The sequence below is a fragment of the Billgrantia zhangzhouensis genome (assembly GCF_021404465.1).
GTDB lineage: Bacteria > Pseudomonadota > Gammaproteobacteria > Pseudomonadales > Halomonadaceae > Halomonas > Halomonas zhangzhouensis.
Window position 1 is genome coordinate 77537 of the sequence record NZ_JABFTT010000007.1, and the last position, 18441, is coordinate 95977.

Genomic DNA, 18441 nt, shown 5'->3' on the forward strand with positions numbered 1-18441 from the left:
GACTCTTAGTTAGGAGATTTAAGGTAGGTCGGTCTCAATGATCAAGTGCAACACGTGAGCCATCAGGTATCGTGTTGCCGTGACCCTGGCTTATTCATCTGAGCATCGACCTGCCGGTCACCTAGAGTGAGATGGCGAACGTTTCAGGCGCTGTGTGCCAAGTTCCACGGCGTGATGAGCCCGACGACGCCGACGGGGTCGTGATAGCAGCATGCTTCGATGCCTTCCATGTCGAGTCGGATCCGTTCGCCCAGGCGTTCGTCCAGGACGAGCGCCTGACGCGCGTAGTAGCGATAGCAGGCAATGGCGTCGTCGAGGTCGAGGTACGCTTCCGCCAAGACTTTTCCGTTATTGGCTGCCGAGAACCGTGCCAGCTCGTCTCGGCGGCGTGCCAGTACCTTAGCGAATCTTTCGAGACACTTGCCGCGCTCGGCACCGGAAAGCCCTTGCCAGGCGGGAAGCGCGCGCTGGGCAGCGTCCACGGCAGCATCCACATCGCGAGGGTGCCCCGCCGTCACCTCGGTGATGAGCGCTTCCGTGTAGGGGTTGATCACGGGCAGTCGCCGCTCGCTTGCCGAGGCGACCCATTGATTGTCGATGAATGATGCTCCAGGGGCGTCATGCCATCTCCTTGGCAGCGGGTCCGTTGTCATGGGCATCGATCTCAACGTAGTCGACGAGGAAGCGATCGCTCGACTCGAGCGGGCGGTTGCTACTGCCTGATAGTCGTCATGTGCGGACAACCCAGGCGGCGTTGCCGACGGACTTCGTCTTCTGGCCTTCTCCCTCTGACAGACCGCTGTTTCGGTCCATGCGCTCAAGCTCTCCTCCTGCGACCGGCGTGGAGTCCCTGGGACTCAAGACACTCAGTTGGCAGCACCCCGGTGCCGTGAACGTGGCTGAACTCCGCTCGCTCCTGGAGGACATGCCCAGGCAGATCCTTCGCTTCAAGGGAAGCGTATGCCTGGGAGATGGCAGAGTACTGGCCCTGCAGCGCGCGGCCGGCAGGGTAACCAGTTGGGAACTCCCGAATGGGACGCGCGAGGAGAGACGACTGGTCTTCATCGGTGACGACACGCCACCGCTCTGGGAGTGGCTCACTCCGCGTCTGAATAGGCTTGTCTAGGAGCCTCAGGGCACATCAGGGGGCCGAAACCGTACCCCGGAATCGTCTCAACACGTGTGAGACCCCGCAGGCACAGTGCTATTACGTGTCCGGCTTTTACCGCACCAGTACCTTTCGGACTGACGCCGGGTGCCGTTTCATCGATCACGCGGGGGGCGAGGGTCGGTAAGTGGAGCGCCCCCAAAAGTTCGTGGATCAATGTGTTGCCATTGCCGAAAGGACGGGATAAGCGTCGCTCGTTGGTGTGCTTTGTAGCTTTTCGGTGCGTAGAGTCGCATGCGAGGAATCCGGAGGCTCGGTAGCATATGGCGCTTCCGGCGCGCTGTGTGGCCATTTTTTTGTGAAGTTCCCAAAAATAGCCATTTGTCCCCTGACGTGGTGGGGGGTATGTTCGAGGTGACCGATAACCATAATAAAGGAATGTTATGACTTCCGCCCCCGAACTCCCTTTTGCACCGGATCATTACAAGAACGCTATCGAATCCCTGCAGCAAAGCATCGAGAGTGAGGGACTGCAGGGCATGATTCTGTTCAATCCCGAGAATATCTTCTGGCTGACGGGTTACCAGACTATCGGCTATTTCACTTTCCAGGCCATGTTCGTGCCTCTGCGTGGTTATCCGGTGGTGATATCGCGAGCGGTCAATGGCTCTCTGGCCCGTGCCTTGCCCACCATCGGCGAGTTCGTGGAGATCCGCGACACCGACGATCCCATCGATGTGCTGCTGGCTTTCTTCGAGCGGGAGAGGGTGCGGAAGGTCGGTATCGAGACCTCTTCCTGGTATCTGACCGTGCAGGATTTCCATCTCATGATCGGCTGTTCGGAGTGCGATTTCGTGAGCTGGAATGGGGTGCTGGAGAAGGCCAGAATCGTCAAGAACGAGGCGCAGTTGGATCGAGTCAAGCGGGCTTGCATCGCGGCTCGGGATGGGCTGGTGGCGGCGATTGACGAGATCGCGCCGGGTAAGAGCGAGAACGATGTCGCAGCGGCCATGTACGACGCTTCGATCAGGAGCGGCAGCGAGTACTTGGGACATCCGCCGCTGGTGGTGGCGGGGCCGCGCACTTCCCGCTGCTTTTCCATGTGGCGCAGGAACAAGATTCGGCCCGGCGATGTAGTGCTGCTGGAATCGGCCGGGTGCGTGGATCGCTACCACGGCATGGTGTCCAGATCGGTGGTCGTCGGCGAGCCGACCCTACAGCAGCGGCAGGTGGCAGAGACCTTGAAGGCAGTGCTGGAGAAGGCCGAGGAGACCGTCAGGCCCGGCGTGACGGCGGGAGAGGTCGATGCGGCGTGCCGGCGAATCGTGGAGGAGGCCGGGTTGGCACAATACTTCATGCATCGCCTGGGGTACGGCATCGGTATCGGGTTTCCGCCCAACTGGGCCGAGGGATCGATTTACTCCATCAAGCCCCGCGATCCCATGGTGCTGGAGCCCGGGATGACTTTCCATATTGTGCCGACGTTGTTCCTGCCTGAGTTCGGCATGTGCTTCAGCGATAGCTTCGCGGTTACTGAGAATGGCTGCGAGGTGCTGACTCCCTATCCGAGAGATCTGGTCGTCAAGTGAAACGCCGTCTCGCACCGGCGATGCTTTATCCCATAACCAACAATACAGCAACGAAAAGGGGTGACTCATGAATAACAAGACCTGGGCGGCGAAGGCTCTCTTCGGCGCCGTCGTCGTGGCCACGGGGCTGACTACGTCCCTTGCCCATGCGGAGATTCGCTGGGAAATGCCGACCGCCTATTCCGCGGGCAGCAGCGTAACGCAGAACTATGTGCAGTTTGCGGAGGAGGTGCACGAGCTGAGCGGCGGTGAGATTACCATCAATGTCCACCCCGGCGGCTCCCTCTATCCGGGCGCCGAGATCATGCGAGCGGTGCGCACGGGACAGGTGCCCATTGGGGCTTGGTTTATGGCCGCGGAGGCGAATTCCAACGCTCTGTTCGGGCTCGATACTTTGCCTTTCATCGCCACTTCCTTCGACGAGGCACGGCAACTGTACGATGTCTCACGAGAGGCGTTGGAAAACGAGTTCGAGAGTCGCGGCATGAAGATGCTTTTCATGGTGCCCTGGCCGCCCCAGGGGTTGTTCCATCGCCATGAGATCAATGATGTTCCCGATATGCGCGGCACGCGGCTGCGTGCCTACGATGCCACCACCACCCGAATCGCTGATTTGTTGGGGGCGACGCCGACACGGACCGAGGCCGCCGAGATTTCTCAGGCCTTCTCCACTGGCATGGCAGAGAGCATGTTCGGCTCGGGCGCCATCGGGGTCTTTCAGAGTCTCTGGGATTATGTCGATTACTACTACACGGTCAACGCCTGGATTCCCAAGAGCGCGGTATTCGTGAATGCCACCGCCTGGGAGGAGCTGTCCGAAGAGCAGCGGCAGGTCGTGATGGATGCGGCGGAGAGGACTGAAGCCAAGGGTTGGGAGGAGATCGAAGAGGTCACTGCGCATTACAACGAGGAGTTGAGCGCCAACGGCATGCAGGTGCTGGAGCCCAGCGAGGAACTGGCACGGGGGCTCGATGAGATCGGCGCGACGATCGTCGAGGAGTGGTTCGAGAGCGCCGACGTGATCTCCGCCGAAGTGCTTAGAGAGTACCTTTCCACCAGGTAGCATCCACTCATCCAAGCGTGCCGAGCGGGCATGCTCGGTGGTAGCTGTCCGCTCCCGGAGGAGATATGGTCAACGCTTTCCTGTTCAGGCTGTATGCGCTTTGCGGTGTCGTCAGCGGTTTATGCATCGTGCTGATCGCTTTGGTGGTGCTGCTTAGAGTTGTCTCCCGTATCCTGGGTTATTACGTTCCGGGGCTTACCGAAATCACCGGCTATCTGATGGCTGCTTCGGGTGGCTTCGGTATGGCTTATGCCTTTCACAAGAACAGCCATATTCGCGTTTCGATGGTGATCGATAGGTTGGGCGAGAAGGGTCATGCGTTGTTGAACCTCGCGTGTTTGGCAATGGCGTGTCTGATCGTGGGCTATCTCGCCAGTTATCTGATCGATATGACTCGCGTTTCCTACCGCTTCGACGATATCAGCAGCGGCGATGACAGAATCAAGCTTTGGATGCCGCAGTCCCTGGTGGCGTGCGGCTTTGCCGCCTTCTTCGTGTGCCTATGCCACTATCTGGTCATGACGTTAGCCGAGGCCGTGCATGTCGTGTCGAGACGCAATGGAGAGGGCCTATGAGCGAAGTCTTATCGGTTGCTGCCCTGATCATCTCTCTGCTGCTAATGCTGGCTGGCGGGGTGTGGGTCGGCGTCACGCTGCTGGGTGTCGGCGCCTTGGCCATGATGCTGTTCACCAGCCGGCCGTTCGGGGACGCGATGGCGACGGCGGTATGGTCCAGCACTTCCGGCTGGAGCCTGGTTTCACTGCCGTTGTTCATATGGATGGGAGAGATTCTGTTCAGGACGCGACTGTCCGAGGACCTTTTCGCCGGCTTGTCGCCGTTGCTGCGGCGACTGCCTGGCGGGCTGCTGCATGTCAACATCGCCGGTTGTGCTTCCTTCTCCGCCATTTCCGGCTCTTCGGCGGCAACGTTGACAACGGTGGGCAAAATCTCGGTGCCCGAACTGGAGAAGCGCGACTATCCCGACTTCATGACCTACGGCACGTTGGCGGGGGCGGGGACCCTGGGGCTGCTGATTCCTCCCAGTATCGTCATGATCGTCTATGGAGTCGCCGTTCAAGAATCCATTGCCGATCTTTTCATCGCCGGCATCGTACCGGGCCTGCTGCTGACCTTGATGTTCGGTGTCTATATCTTCCTATGGGGCATGTTCACCGAGCAGGGTAAGCGGCTCAGGGAGCGGCCGGCTTCGTTGCGGGAGAAGTTGGAGGGCATTCGAAAACTGTTCCCGCTGGTGCTGCTGGTCGGTGTGGTGATCGGCTCGATCTATCTGGGCATCGCCTCACCCACGGAGGCGGCCGTCTTGGGTGTGCTGGGCTCCCTTGGCCTGGCCGTTTGGCAGCGTAAACTGTCCTGGCAGGTACTGGTGGCCTCGTTGGAGGGGGCTGTACGGACCTCGGCGATGATTGCGCTGCTGCTGGCCGGTTCCGCCTTTCTGACGCTGGGCATCGGTTTCAGCGGCATTCCCAACATGGTGGTGGCGTGGATATCGACCCTGGATATCTCGGTCATCGGGCTTATTTTCTCCTTGGTGGCGTTCTATATCGTGCTGGGATGTTTTCTGGATGGCATTTCGTCCATCGTGCTGACGATGGTGGTGGTGGAGCCGATTGCCAGGCATGCTGGCATCGATATGATCTGGTTCGGTATCTTCGTAGTGTTCGTGGCGGAAATGGCGATGATCACACCGCCGGTCGGGTTCAATCTGTTTCTTGTCCAGAATCTCACGGGCAAGGATCTGGGATTCATCGCCAAGGCGGCGCTGCCCATGTTCTTGATCATGTTTTTATGCCTTTGTATACTGATTTTCTTTCCCGATATTGCCTTATGGCTGCCCAGCCACATAAGAGGATAAGGCAATAACAATAATAACTTAGGTTAAATAAAAGCCAATGTCATGGCGCACCGGTGATGACGGCGCAGTGACACGAGGCTTCGTCACCTTCACCCTGGACGGAATATGAATATACGCCAACTGGAAGTGTTCGTTGCCGTCATGTCCGAGGGGGCGATAACGGACGCCTCGAAAAAGCTCTTCATTACGCAGCCTTCGGTGAGCAAGTACATCAAGCTGCTCGAGGAAGACCTGGGGTTTCCGCTCTTCGACCGCCAGGGCAACAAGCTGACGCCCACGGCTCAGGCCAGGGCGCTGTATGCGCAGGCGGAACAGCTTTATGTCGGGCTGGGCAAGCTCAATTCTTTTGTCGAGAGCATGAAGGCGCAGCGGGGTGGGCAGGTCTCCATTGCGAGCCTGCCCATGCTCTCGGCGAACTGGCTGCCGTGCGCCATTGCCGGCTACCTCAAAGGCAATCCGCTCGACTCCGTGTCGCTGCTGATCAATACTTCCGACTGGATCGTCGATTGCGTGGCTTCCCACCGGGTGGACCTGGGGCTGGGCATTCTCTTCAAGGAGAGCGTGGGGCTCGATGTCGAGCCGCTGATGAAGGTGCCTTTCGTCTGCGTCTTGCCCGAGGGACATCCCTTACAGGAAAAGGATGCCGTCACAGAAGAGGACTTGACGGGGGAATGCCTGATAACGTTGAGTAATTTCAACAAGTGGCAGTTGGAAATCGAAGCGCTGCTCGAAGCCCGCAAGATCGTTCCTAAAAGACAGATCAACGTGTTTTCCAGCCAGACCTCCTGTCAGCTTGCGGCAGCGGGCGCGGGGGTGGCGCTGGTGGACAAGATGACGGCGAGCTGCTTCGACGGCAAGGGGATCGTGATCAGAAGGTTTTTTCCAGAAATTTTTTTTGATATCAGCATGTTGACTTCATCCTACCGTTCGGGGCCGCCGTTGGTGGATGAAATCAAACGGCACCTGAAGACCCGGGTAGAGCCGCAATACGCGTCCGACTGACCACCCAAACACTGACAATACGACTTCTGCTTCGCTGGGCTCCGGCTCATCCTCAACTGGGGCTTTTGGTATACGACGCCTCTTGTCATCCATAGTGATCTTGACCTTTCCCCCAGAATTGGTCTAGTGCGGCTTCTGAACGAGCCACACTTATGGGTTGTTTTAGTACCCCCTTGGTGAGCTTTGCGCTTCTCATGCGTATCCGGCCGGTGAACACACCTTCCGCTGAGCCCCGACTTCGATGACGGTCGGTGGAATGAGCTTTCAATATTGGACATTGCGTGAGTTTCTGGGCGCTGTCTCATCAACTGGAAGCTTTTCCCATTATGTCTGTGTGGTCGAGTGATGAAGCAGCCGATCCGGGATTGACTGGCGCCCCCTTCAGGATTCGAACCTGAGACCTTCCCCTTAGGAGGGGGACGCTCTATCCAGCTGAGCTAAGGGGGCAACACGGCTGCGCATTATAAGCGCTTGTGTCGACGAGATAAACCGTTGGCCAGGGCGACGTTGCCCCGGGAGGGGCTAACCGGCATTATTCGAGTGTCCGATGGGGAAGGGGTGGCACATGGAGCTCGAAGAGTATCGCCGGTACGATGCGCTGGGCCTGGCCGAACTCGTACGCAAGCGCGAGGTGAGCCGCGATGAGGTATTCGACGCCGCCTGCCGTGCCATCGAACGCGACAATCCGCGACTGAGGGCGGTGGTGCGCACCCGTTTCGAGCGCGCCAGGGCCGAGGCGAACACCGTCGCACCCGACGCACTTTTTGGCGGCGTGCCGACATTGGCCAAGGACCTGCTGATGGCCATCAAGGGCGAACCGTTGGCTTTTGGCAGTGCCGCGCTGGCCGAGTGGAGACCGCCCCAGGACTCGACCCTGATCACCCGGCTGCGCCAGGCCGGCCTGGCCATTCTCGGCCAGACGGCCACGCCCGAACTGGGGCTGATGGGTATCACCGAGCCCCGCGCCTTTCCCCATCCTGCCAACCCCTGGGACGAGCGTCGCTCTCCCGGTGGCTCCAGTGGCGGGGCAGCGGCGGCGGTTGCCGGTGGGTTGGTGCCGCTGGCGATGGCCGGCGACGGTGGCGGTTCGATCCGCATTCCCGCCAGCTATTGCGGGCTGTTCGGTCTCAAGCCCTCGCGCGGCCGGGTGCCGCTGGGGCCTCTGCATGCCGAGGTGTGGCAGGGCGCCGTGGTCGAACATGCCGTAACCCGTTCGGTCCGGGACAGCGCGGCATTGCTCGACGCCACCAACGGCATGGACGAGGGCGCTCCCTATCCCATCAGGCGCGAACAGGGGTTCCTGGCCGCGCTGGAGCGCCCTCCCGGCCCGCTGCGTGTGGCGGCGTCGCTGGGCGAGCCAATGAGCAAACCGTTGGGCCGCGTGCTCGATCCTGACGTGCGCCTGGCGATGGAGCAGGCCGCCGCCAGGTTCGAAGGGCTCGGACACCACGTCGAATGGGCCGATCCGCCGGTCGATGGCGAGCGCCTGGCCAATGCCTATCTGTCGCTCTATCTGGGGCATCTCACCGCCGACCTGGTGTGGATTGCCCGCGAGACCGGTGTGCCTGTCACGCGTCTAGAGGTCGAGCCTTCTACGAAAGCCATTGCCCGGCTCGGCCGGCATCTTCCGGTGCGCGACTATGAGCTGGCCAAGCGTGATTGGAACGCGATGGCACGTGCCATGGGGGCTTTCCATCGCCGCTACGACGTGTTGCTGCTGCCGGTCGCCACGGCGCCTGCACCACGCCTGGGCGAGCTTTATCCACCCCGCGCGCACGAGCGCTTGATGTCGTTGCTGGCGATCCCCGGCCTGGCCAAGCTGGCGCTCAAGGCGGGCATGCTCAAGCACCTGGTGCGTGATGCCCTGGCCCGCACGCCCTTCACTCAACTGGCCAACCTCACCGGGCAGCCGGCCATGTCGCTACCGCTGCACGTCACGCCGGATGGCTTGCCCGTCGGCGTGCAGGTGCTCGGAGCCATGGGCGACGAGCGCCGCCTGCTGGCGCTGGCGGCACAGGTCGAGGCCGAGGTGCAGTGGGGCCGGTACCTGCCCAGGCCCATGCAAGACAGGTAGAATGCCTGCCACACACCTAAGCCGTACGCCATGATCGAATCTTCCCCTCTTTCACCGGCCGGTGACCGTCATTTCGATGGTCTGGCCGAAAAATTCGCCGGCAGTCTCTATGGCGGGCCGCGCGGTGCGCTGCGCCTGGCCATGCTCGATGCGTTGCTGCCGGAAATGCTCGATCTCGACGGCCAGCCGTTGCTGGACGTGGGTGGTGGGCTGGGGCAGCTCTCCGCCTGGTTCGCCCAGCGCGGCCACGCGGTGACCCTGCTGGAGCCGGCCGGGGATATGCTCGACCAGGCCCGGCAGATGCTCGATAGCTTGCCGGTGAGCTTCGTACAGGCACCGCTGCAGGCACTGCCGGAGCGTGCTGCCGGGCCCTGGCCGCTGGTTGCCTGTCACGCCGTGCTAGAGTGGTTGAGCGACCCCCGCGCGGCCTTTGCCACCCTGGCGGAGAGCCTCGCTCCCGGCGGCCAGCTCTCGCTGATGGTGTTCAACCGCGATGCGCTGCGCTTTTCCAACGTGGTGAAGGGCAACCTGCAGAAGGCGCTGGACGACCGCCTCGAGGGCACCGGCAAACGCCAGCGGCTGACCCCCATCTCGCCGCTGTGCCATGAGCAGATCGTCGCCTGGAGCCGTGAATGCGGGCTGTCGATTCGTTCGGTGGCGGGCATTCGCATCTTTCATGACTACCTGCGTCATCCGCCGACCAGTGAGGCCGATTGGCAGCGCCTGGTCGCACTGGAACACCGCTACTGCCAGGAAGAGCCTCACTGGCGCCTGGGCCGCTACCTGCTCTATACGCTGGTGCAGGAGGAGCGCACGCCCGAGGAGAAAGCCCGATGAGTGCCGAGACGTCGGTCTGCCAACTGCTCGAGCGTCAGGACTGCGACTATCGCGGTTGGCTGTGGGTGGCGCCGCCGCGGGATGCCTGGCTCGAGACAGGAGCAGGCAGTGTGCTCAGCGCCGATCATGGCGTGCTGGCGGCCTGGCGGGAACGTGGCCGCCCGGCTTTTTCGCCGTTCGATGCCGGCTCCGTCAATGAGCCACCCGGGGCAGTGCTGTTCTGGCCCAAGGCCCACGCCCTGGGCGAATGGTGGCTGCTATGGCTATGTGCCAATTTGCCGTCGGGTACGCGCCTGCAACTAGTGGGGGAGAATCAGGGCGGCATCAAGCGCGTGCTCAAGGTGCTGGCGGCGCTGGGGCTGGGCTGTCGCAAGCTCGATAGCGCGCGGCGCTGCATTCTGTTCGAGACGCGCCTTGGCAATGTCGGCATCGATCCGGATGCGGCCTGGACCACCTTCGAAGCCGAGGGACTGACGCTTGCCAGTCATCCCGGCGTATTCGGCCACGGCAAGCTGGACGAGGGCACCCGTCTGCTGCTCGAGCGGCTCGAGGCCGAACTGCCAGCGCCCAACAGGGCGAAGGAAGTCCTCGACATGGGTTGCGGCGATGGCATTCTCACTGCCTGGCTGGCCCGCCGTGGTCATGCCGTGACGGCGGTGGACGTCAACGCTTTCGCTGTGGAGGCGACCCGGCGCACCCTGGCGGCCAATGGGCTGGAGGGGCGGGCCGTGGCCAGCGACGTCTACTCGGGGCTCGGCGAGAGTCGCTTTGCCGCCATCGTTAGCAACCCGCCGTTTCACCAGGAGCGCAGCATCGATTACGGCCCTGCCGGCCGCCTGATACGCGAAGCGCCGAAACACCTGCTGCCGGGCGGAGTGCTGCTGCTGGTGGCCAATGCCTTCCTGCCCTATCCGGACCTGCTCGAGAGCGCTTTCGGCGGCTTTCAGATTGTTGCCGATGACCGCCGGTTCCGGGTTTATTGGGCGCGGTTGGCTGAGTCCCGATAGGCGATATCGATGATGATATAAGTGGTATCGCCTGCCGGTGCCTTTACCGTGACTTCGTCGTCCAATGCCTTGCCCAGCAGCGCCTTGGCCAGCGGGGCGTCGACGCTGATCCAGCGCTTGCCGGTATCGGTTTCGTCATGGCCGACGATGCGGATGCACAGCTCTTCACCCTCCTCGTCCTCGAGGGTGACGAAGGCGCCGAAATAGACCTTGTCGGTATCCGCCGGCAGGCGGTCCACCACCTGCAACTCGTCGAGCCGCTTGGTCAGGTAGCGGATACGCGCGATGACCCGGTTGAGCTCCTTCTTGTTGTAGGTGTAGTCGGCGTTCTCGCTGCGGTCGCCTAGCGCTGCGGCTTCGCCGACCTTGGCCGAGAGAGCGGGGCGCTTGACCCGCGAGAGGTGATCGAGAATGCCGCGCAGGCGCTCGGCCCCCTCGGCGGTGATCAAGTTGCTCTTGGGTTCCTGGCGCGGGTCCTTGGCGGGATCGCGCCAGCGCGTCATGTTGCGGCCCTTCATGGCGTTACGCTCCTACGTGCTTGCGGCGAGTGCGTTCTTACGACGAGAAAGGCAACATACGTCATTGTTGGCCCGTGAGCCAGAAGCCGTCGAGGCTCGGGCTGGCGAATCATTCAAACGTTCGTTACATTGCCGGGAGCGGTGCCACGCCGCTGCCGAGAATCCGTCAGCCAATAACAAGCGAATGAAGAAAGGAGTCTGGACATGTTACGACGTCAGCTCATCGGTGCCGCCCTGGGAGTCGGCCTTCTGCTTGCACCGTTTACCGGCGCCCTAGCCTGGGAAAGCGAAGTCGAGGCGCTCAAGCAGCGCTGGGAACAGATCGCTACGCAGCGGGCAGAAGGCCAGCGCCGCGCGGCGTTGCAGTCGCTCGCCGAGGAGGCGGAGCTGCTGGTGGAAGCGAACCCCGGCATCGCGCAGCCGCTAGTCTGGTACGGCATCATCGAGGCGTCGCATGCCCGCGAGCGCAGCGGCTTGGGTGCCCTGGGCAGTGCCCGCTCGGCGCGCGATGCGCTGGAGCGTGCCATCGAGATCGATCCCCAGGGAGGCAACGGCTCGGCCTACGTCACGCTGGGGGCGCTGTACGATCGCGCGCCGGGCAGGCCCATCGGCTTCGGCAATAGCAGTACGGCCGAGCGCATGTTCCAACAGGCCCTGCAGATCCGCCCCGATGGCATCGACGCCAACTTCTACTACGCCACCTTCCTCGAAGACGAGGGGCGCCGTGAGGAGGCGCGTGAGCACGCCCAGCGCGCCGTCGACGGCACCGCTCGCGAGGATCGCCAGGCTTCGGACGAGGCGCTGCGTCAGCAGGCCAGATCGCTGCTCTCCCGGCTGTGATGCCTTCCCTCCCCATGCGCCTCGTCCATGAGGCGCATGGTAGCGACAGGTAGCGGTTGGCATGATCGGCCCCGGTCACCATAATAGTCGCCATTCGCAGACTCGGAGGCCTGCATGACCGATAATTCCGATCGCGGCCAGGATACCGCCCAGCTTCCCGGCTTCGGCGCTGCCGATGTCGACCTGGTGGAGCGCCGCTCCCTGCACCAGGGCTTCTTTCGCCTGGACGAGGTCCGTCTGCGTCATCGCTTGTTCGAAGGCGGCTGGAGCGCCGAAATGGTACGTGAAGTCCACGTGCGCCACGATGCCGTAGGCGTGCTGCTCTATGATGTCGAGCGCGACTGCGTGGCGCTGGTGGAGCAGATTCGCGCCGGTGCGCTGGACGATCCAGAGTCGCCGTGGAAGCTCGAAATCGTCGCCGGGCTGGTGGAGGCCGGCGAGAGCGCGGCCGAGGTGGCGCGCCGCGAGGCCATGGAGGAGGCCGGCTGCGATGTCACCGAACTGATCGAGCTGCACACTTATTATCCAAGCCCAGGCGCCTGTACGGAGCGGGTGACACTGTTCTGCGCCCTGGTCGACTGCGATGGGCTGGGTGGCGTGCATGGCCTGGACGAAGAGCATGAGGATATCCGCGTTCACGTGCTACCGTTTAAGCGTGCCTGGGAACTCTTGCTGGCCGGGCGACTCGACAATGCCATGTGTCTGATCGCCTTCTACTGGCTAGCGGCGGAACGGGCATCACTACGAGCAAGGGGGTAGCGTGGCAAGAACCGCCTACGTCACCGATCTGAAGAGCCTGCAGGGGGAATGCAGCGCCAACTACCTGCGCCTGACGCGGCTGATGGGCGGCCTCGGGATGGGCGAGACGCGCGAGTTCGAGCTGTCTGGCCAGCGTGGCTGGTTCGGTACCCTGTGGTTGACGGTGCTGGAACAGGCGCCCTATACCACCATTGCCCGGGTCAGCCAAAGCGGTTTGATGGATGCCGTCATCGAGCCCCCACGCATGCGCGTGCATCTCTACCACGACGTACGCATGGCCGAGGTCACCGACTTTCAGCGCGAACGCCACTTCAGCGGGCGCTATCGCTATCCCAACGTGCGCATGCACCAGCCCGACGAAAAGCTTCAGCTCAACCGTTTCCTCGGTGAGTGGCTGGCCCATGGCCTCGAGCATGGGCATCCTACCAACCTGACGGAACTGCCGGGATGATGCGTCTGGTACAGCTCACCGATTGCCACCTGCACGCCGACCCCAAAGCCCGTTCCCGTGCCGGCTTCCCACTGTGCCAGTTGGAATCCGTGGTCGAAGCGGTGCGGGCTACGCGCCCCGACGTGGTTCTCGTCACCGGCGACATCAGCCAGGACGAGACGGCAGCCTCCTACCAGCATGCCCATCGTGTCCTCTCGACGCTCGAGTGCCCCTGGTTCTGGCTGGGCGGCAACCACGACCAGCCCGGGCTGATGGAGGAGATCAGGGGCTTCCATGATGTCATCGACCTGGCCAACTGGCGGCTATTGACCGTGAATACCTGGGTTCGGGGGCAGGCTCATGGCGAGCTGGGTGAGGCACGCCTGGGGCAACTCGCCGAGCGTCTCGCCGAGGACGAACGGCCGACCTTGCTGGCGATGCACCATCCGCCGCTTGCGGTGGGCTCGGCCTGGATCGACGAGATCGGGCTCAAGGATCGCGACGCCCTGTGGGAGATGCTGTCCTCCTTCCCGCAGGTCAGGGCGATTCTCTGCGGCCACATTCACCAGGCCTTTGCCGGGCGGCAAGTACTCGAGCATGGCGAAGTGCTGGTCTACGGCTGCCCTTCGACGACCGATCAGTTCCTGCCCGGCTCTGAGGGCTTCGCCATCGACGAGGCATCGCGTCCCGGCTACCGGATCTTCGACCTGCGCGGTGAGGAGTGGCTGACCTGGGTCGAGCGTGTCGATCTGTGAGCTTCGATTCTTTTTTGGTCTAAAAAGATAGGTAATCATTCTTTTACGTTATTATCGGCCCAAGGTTACCCTGTGCGCATGATCCTACTTGCCCTTCGTCATGCGAGGTATCCGGGCCGATGACCAGTCTTCACGCTCCCGAGCACAAGCCGGCAGCTCCGGCTTCCGACTCGCCGGCCTCCCTGTCGCCGCGTCGGCTGACCCATCTTCAGCAGTTGGAGGCGGAGTCGATCCATATCATCCGTGAGGTGGCCGCCGAGTTCCGTAACCCGGTGATGCTCTATTCCATCGGCAAGGACTCCTCGGTGATGCTGCACCTGGCGCGCAAGGCCTTTTTCCCCGGGCCGCCGCCGTTCCCGCTGTTGCACGTGGATACCACCTGGAAATTCCGCGAGATGATTGCCTTCCGCGACCGCATGGCTGCCGAGGTCGGCATGGAACTGCTGGTGCATACCAACGAGGAAGGGCGGGCTGCGGGCATCAACCCCTTCGATCACGGCTCCAGCGGCTATACCGACGTGATGAAGACCCAGGCGCTCAAGCAGGCATTGGACAAATACGGCTTCGACGCCGCCTTCGGCGGTGCCCGCCGCGACGAAGAGGCCAGCCGTGCCAAGGAGCGGGTGTTCTCGTTCCGTGACAAGTTCCACCGCTGGGACCCCAAGAACCAGCGTCCCGAGCTATGGAATCTCTACAACGCCCGGGTCAACAAGGGGGAGTCGATCCGTGCTTTCCCGCTCTCCAACTGGACCGAGCTGGACATCTGGCAGTACATCTACCTGGAGCAGATCCCCATCGTGCCGCTCTACTACGCCGCCCCGCGCCCGGTGGTGGAGCGCGACGGCATGCTGGTGATGGTCGACGACGAGCGGTTGCCGCTCGTCCCCGGTGAGGTACCCGAGGAGAAGTGGGTGCGCTTCCGCACGCTGGGCTGCTACCCGCTGACCGGTGCGGTGGAGTCCAGGGCCGACACGCTACCCGAGATCATTCAGGAGATGCTGCTGACACGTACCAGCGAGCGCAGCGGCCGGGCCATCGACCACGACCAGGCGGGCTCGATGGAGAAGAAGAAGCGCGAGGGATACTTCTAATGTCACATCAATCTGCAATGATCGCCGAGGATATCGAAACCTACCTCCGCGAGCACGAGAACAAGGACCTGCTGCGCTTCATCACCTGCGGCAGTGTCGACGACGGTAAGTCGACCCTGATCGGCCGGCTGCTGCACGACTCCAAGATGATCTTCGACGATCACCTGGCGGCATTGACCCGCGACTCCAAGAAGAGCGGCACCACCGGCGATGCCGTGGACCTGGCGCTGCTGGTCGATGGCCTGCAGTCGGAGCGTGAGCAGGGCATCACCATCGACGTGGCCTACCGCTTCTTCTCCACCGACAAGCGCAAGTTCATCATCGCCGACACCCCGGGGCACGAGCAGTACACCCGCAACATGGCTACCGGGGCCTCCACCGCCAACCTGGCGATCATCCTGATCGATGCCCGCTACGGTGTGCAGACCCAGACCCGGCGCCATAGCTTCATTGCCGATCTGCTGGGCATCAAGCACTTGGTCATTGCGGTGAACAAGATGGACCTGGTGGGCTTCGACGAGGCGCGCTTCGACGAGATCGTCGCCGACTACCGGCGCTTTGCCGAGCAGCTCTCGGTCAAGGATCTGCATTTCGTACCGATGTCGGCGCTGGAAGGGGACAACGTGGTCAACCGCAGCGACCGCACGCCCTGGTACCAGATCGACGGCAAAGCAGGGCCGGCGCTGCTGGAACTGCTGGAGTCCGTGGAGGTGAGCCGTGACCGTAACCTGGCTGACCTGCGCTTCCCGGTGCAGTACGTCAACCGGCCCAACCTCGACTTCCGTGGCTATGCCGGTACGCTGGAGGCCGGTGTGCTGCGCCCCGGCCTGGCGATCAAGGCGCTGCCCTCGGGCAAGAGCAGCCGCATCGAGCGGGTCGTCACTTTCGATGGCGACCTGGAGGCGGCGTGGCCGGGTCAGGCCGTCACCGTGACTCTCGAGGACGAGATCGATATTTCCCGCGGCGATTGGATCGTGGCGGAGGATGCCGACGTCACCCTGACCAATGCCTTCGATGCCGATATCGTGTGGATGCACGAACAGCCCTTGGCACCAGGCCGGCAGTACGACATCCGCCTGGCCGGGCGTTCGGTGGCCGGGCGCGTGAGTGCGATTCACCACCAAGTCGACGTCAACACTCTGGAGCGGCATGAGGCCAACTGCCTGGAGCTGAATGCCATCGCCCGCTGCCGGCTCGAGCTGACCGCCGAAGTGTCGCTCGACGCCTACGATCAGAGTCCGGGTACTGGCAGCTTCATCGTCATCGACCGGCTCTCCAACGTGACCGTAGGGGCGGGCATGGTGCGCAGCGCAGCCGAGGCGACAGGGCAGGCACAGGGCGAGGTCGACTGGGCCGCCTTCGAACTCGATCTCAATGCACTGATTCGCAAGCATTTCCCGCATTGGGAGGCCAGGGACGTGCGCGGTCTCTTGCGCTAGGGAAGCCTGAACAAATACCTGCGCGAGCGAACCGCTGCGCTATAGCCGCCATCCCTGGCGGCTACCCTTCAGGCCAGCCTGAAGGCTGTTCAAATTCGTTCCCGACGAATTTGTGGGCGGTGCTTCCCTGCGAGAGTTTGGCCAAGTGATTCGTAGGTAGTTGATATTGTTGCCACATCCTCCACACTAGGGACAGGGCTCGGCGCTTGCCGGGCCCTGTCGAGTAGTGTCAGGGAGGAGACATGCCGTACTGCCAGGATCGGCCGATAGCGCAGCGTTCGAAGGGCCCACAGCAAGCTGGCACACCGCAGGAGGGCGAATGACGGGGTTCGTCAGGCGTCTTCTGCGCATTGCCGCCCGCCCGATGAGGCAAGACCGCGGGCGTGGCGGTTACGTGGTGCATCCCTACCGTGGCTACGGTTCCCGTCATGAGGCGTTCCTCATGGGGCGGGTATTCAAGCAGGCCGCGCTGGGCGAGGTGATCCCGCGCTACGGTATACTGCGCGATCTTGCCGACATCGTTCGGCGTATCTTTCGCCACGGGCTCCCCGAGGTGACCGTCGAAGTGACGCTGGGAGAGAACGTCACCACCGTGACGACCGACCGCGACGGCTACTTCGACGTACACATGCCGCTGACGCATCCTCTGCCGCAGGATAGTGCCTGGCATCATGCCGAGCTGCACGTGGTGTTGCCGGACATCGAGCCGGTACAGTCGTTCACCGAGGTCTATATCCCCCCGGCCGAGGCCGACCTGTTGGTGATCAGCGACATCGACGATACGGTGATGTACACCGGGGTGGCCAACAAGCTGCGCATGCTGCATCGCCTGTTCGTCAAGCAGGCGCACCAGCGCATGGCCTTTCCTGGCGTGGTGGCTCTCTACCAGGCGCTGCATGTCGGCAGCAGCGGCAAGGCCAGGAGACCCATTCTCTACGTCTCGCGCGGGCCCTGGAGCATCTACGAGATGCTGGAGGAGTTCTTCCAGCTCAATCGCATTCCGGTCGGGCCGATCCTGTTTCTACGCGAGTGGGGTATCTCTTGGCGCAAGCCCTGGCCGCGCCGAGCCGAGGATCATAAGTACGACCTGATCCAGCACATGCTGGCGATGCGTGACGAGCTGCCTTGCGTGCTGATCGGCGACAGCGGCCAGCACGATCCCGAGGTCTATGCCCGGATCGTGCACGAGTATCCCGAGCGGATCCGGGCGGTCTACATTCGCCGGGTGGAGCGCCGGCCCGAGCGCGAACGTGCGATCGATGCACTGCGCGAAGAGATTCGTCATACCGGCTGCGATCTGGTGCTGGCCGAGGACAGCCTTGCCATGGCCGAGCATGCTTTCACCCAGGGGCTGATCGCCGAGGAGGGGCTCGAGTGGGTGCGTCAGGCGTCGCGTTCATAGTCGGATCTGATGCTGCTCCAGGTGCGACTCCATCGCTTTGACGGGTTGCAAATTCGTTATTCTGTGTGTCGATTTCTTGCGTTTTTCGCTTTTATCCTGCGCCGGACGCAAGGGCTTCGTTAATTTCTCGTTGAGGTCCGCTACGTTTCAGAGAGGTACTTGCATGACCACGATCGTATGGGATGGGACTACGCTGGCGACGGATTCGCTGATCAGTGTCAACGGCTCAACCTACAACCATGCGCAGAAGCTGTTCCAGCTCGACAACGGCGAGTGGGTGGCCTTCGCCGGCGAGCAGCAGGAGTGGTGGGAGGTCATGGAGTGGCTCAACGCCGGGGCGCCACGTAATGACAAGCCGCATGTGACGCGGGTCGAGATGATCCTTGCCGGGCCCGATGGTGTCTTCGAGATGTTCAACAAGCTGGTGCGCATCCCGGTCAAGGGGCCTGTTGCCTATGGTACCGGCTGGAAGTGGGCGCTGGCCGCCATCGATCATGGCAAGAATGCCATCGAGGCGGTGGAGTATGCCAAGACGCGGGACCACGATAGCGGCGGCGAGGTGCAGTCCGTTACGCCTGTGACCAGGGCCGGAGTGCCCTTCGAGACGTTGATGCGGGACGTCGAGGCGGAACCGGAACCCGCGACGACCTGATA

19 protein-coding genes and 1 tRNA gene are annotated in these 18441 nt (G+C 62.5%); 17 read left to right on the forward strand and 3 right to left on the reverse strand.

The genetic code is table 11. The features are described from left to right. Nucleotides 1-143: 143 nt before the first annotated feature. Entirely contained in the window at nt 144-653 is a 510-nt protein-coding gene (locus HOP51_RS10505; RefSeq protein WP_338073042.1) for an aldehyde dehydrogenase family protein, read from the reverse strand. Nucleotides 654-811: 158 nt separating this feature from the next. Here HOP51_RS10505 and HOP51_RS21060 point away from each other — a divergent pair, with 158 nt between their 5' ends. The 6 genes from HOP51_RS21060 (at nt 812) to HOP51_RS10530 (ending at nt 6635) form a co-directional block, all read left to right on the forward strand. Next, nucleotides 812-1126, forward strand: coding sequence for a CobW C-terminal domain-containing protein (locus HOP51_RS21060; RefSeq protein ID WP_407061799.1), 315 nt, complete (start codon nt 812-814; stop codon nt 1124-1126). Nucleotides 1127-1551: 425 nt separating this feature from the next. Further along, entirely contained in the window at nt 1552-2697 is a 1146-nt protein-coding gene (locus HOP51_RS10510) for a M24 family metallopeptidase (RefSeq protein WP_234273863.1), read from the forward strand. 67 nt (nt 2698-2764) lie between these two features. Beyond that, entirely contained in the window at nt 2765-3760 is a 996-nt protein-coding gene (locus HOP51_RS10515; RefSeq protein WP_234273864.1) for a TRAP transporter substrate-binding protein, read from the forward strand. Between the two features lie 65 nt (nt 3761-3825). Next, a complete protein-coding gene (locus HOP51_RS10520) occupies nt 3826-4335 on the forward strand; it encodes a TRAP transporter small permease (protein ID WP_234273865.1) in 510 nt (169 codons plus the stop codon). Further along, nucleotides 4332-5633 (forward strand): TRAP transporter large permease, encoded by a 1302-nt coding sequence (locus HOP51_RS10525; protein WP_234273866.1) that lies wholly within the window; start codon nt 4332-4334, stop codon nt 5631-5633. The genes HOP51_RS10520 and HOP51_RS10525 overlap by 4 nt, the downstream gene beginning before the upstream one ends. Nucleotides 5634-5738: 105 nt before the next feature. Beyond that, entirely contained in the window at nt 5739-6635 is an 897-nt protein-coding gene (locus tag HOP51_RS10530) for a LysR substrate-binding domain-containing protein (protein ID WP_234273867.1), read from the forward strand. A 370-nt stretch (nt 6636-7005) separates the two neighbouring features. Here the strand turns inward: HOP51_RS10530 and HOP51_RS10535 are convergent. Then, nucleotides 7006-7082, reverse strand: a tRNA-Arg gene (locus tag HOP51_RS10535). 118 nt (nt 7083-7200) lie between these two features. On the opposite strand from HOP51_RS10535, the gene HOP51_RS10540 reads away from it, so the two are divergent. The 3 genes from HOP51_RS10540 to HOP51_RS10550 are packed head-to-tail and all read left to right on the forward strand — an operon-like array spanning nt 7201 to nt 10553. Next, complete coding sequence (locus tag HOP51_RS10540; protein ID WP_234273868.1) at nt 7201-8709, forward strand: amidase; 1509 nt, start codon at nt 7201-7203, stop codon at nt 8707-8709. 30 nt (nt 8710-8739) lie between these two features. Next, nucleotides 8740-9546, forward strand: coding sequence for a methyltransferase domain-containing protein (locus HOP51_RS10545; protein ID WP_234273869.1), 807 nt, complete (start codon nt 8740-8742; stop codon nt 9544-9546). Continuing rightward, on the forward strand, nt 9543-10553 hold the full coding sequence (locus HOP51_RS10550; RefSeq protein ID WP_234273870.1) for a methyltransferase: 1011 nt from the start codon (nt 9543-9545) through the stop codon (nt 10551-10553). Before HOP51_RS10545 ends, HOP51_RS10550 begins: the two co-directional genes overlap by 4 nt. On the opposite strand, the gene greB is transcribed toward HOP51_RS10550, so the two are convergent. After that, nucleotides 10523-11071 carry a transcription elongation factor GreB gene (gene greB / locus HOP51_RS10555; protein ID WP_234273871.1) on the reverse strand — a complete coding sequence of 183 codons (549 nt, stop codon included), beginning with the start codon at nt 11069-11071 and terminating at the stop codon, nt 10523-10525. The two genes, HOP51_RS10550 and greB, sit on opposite strands and share 31 nt — an antisense overlap. Nucleotides 11072-11275: 204 nt before the next feature. Here greB and HOP51_RS10560 point away from each other — a divergent pair, with 204 nt between their 5' ends. From HOP51_RS10560 to HOP51_RS10595, 8 genes are all read left to right on the forward strand, one after another. Beyond that, nucleotides 11276-11911: a tetratricopeptide repeat protein gene (locus HOP51_RS10560; RefSeq protein WP_234273872.1), complete on the forward strand. Its 636-nt coding sequence runs from the start codon at nt 11276-11278 to the stop codon at nt 11909-11911. Nucleotides 11912-12025: 114 nt separating this feature from the next. Continuing rightward, nucleotides 12026-12670, forward strand: coding sequence for an NUDIX domain-containing protein (locus HOP51_RS10565; RefSeq protein WP_234273873.1), 645 nt, complete (start codon nt 12026-12028; stop codon nt 12668-12670). Between the two features lies 1 nt (nt 12671). Next, nucleotides 12672-13121, forward strand: a complete 450-nt coding sequence (locus HOP51_RS10570) for a DUF1249 domain-containing protein (RefSeq protein ID WP_234273874.1) — start codon at nt 12672-12674, stop codon at nt 13119-13121. Continuing rightward, nucleotides 13121-13855, forward strand: a complete 735-nt coding sequence (locus HOP51_RS10575) for a phosphodiesterase (RefSeq protein WP_234274000.1) — start codon at nt 13121-13123, stop codon at nt 13853-13855. Before HOP51_RS10570 ends, HOP51_RS10575 begins: the two co-directional genes overlap by 1 nt. Nucleotides 13856-13974: 119 nt before the next feature. Further along, nucleotides 13975-14946 (forward strand): sulfate adenylyltransferase subunit CysD, encoded by a 972-nt coding sequence (cysD, locus tag HOP51_RS10580; RefSeq protein ID WP_234273875.1) that lies wholly within the window; start codon nt 13975-13977, stop codon nt 14944-14946. After that, nucleotides 14946-16385, forward strand: coding sequence for a sulfate adenylyltransferase subunit CysN (gene cysN / locus HOP51_RS10585; RefSeq protein ID WP_234273876.1), 1440 nt, complete (start codon nt 14946-14948; stop codon nt 16383-16385). The genes cysD and cysN overlap by 1 nt, the downstream gene beginning before the upstream one ends. Before the next feature lie 319 nt (nt 16386-16704). After that, the gene (locus tag HOP51_RS10590; RefSeq protein WP_234273877.1) at nt 16705-17787 is read left to right on the forward strand and encodes an App1 family protein; all 1083 of its coding nucleotides are present in this window, start codon (nt 16705-16707) and stop codon (nt 17785-17787) included. A gap of 163 nt (nt 17788-17950) precedes the next feature. Continuing rightward, nucleotides 17951-18439, forward strand: coding sequence for a 20S proteasome subunit A/B (locus HOP51_RS10595; protein WP_234273878.1), 489 nt, complete (start codon nt 17951-17953; stop codon nt 18437-18439). Nucleotides 18440-18441 lie beyond the last annotated feature (2 nt).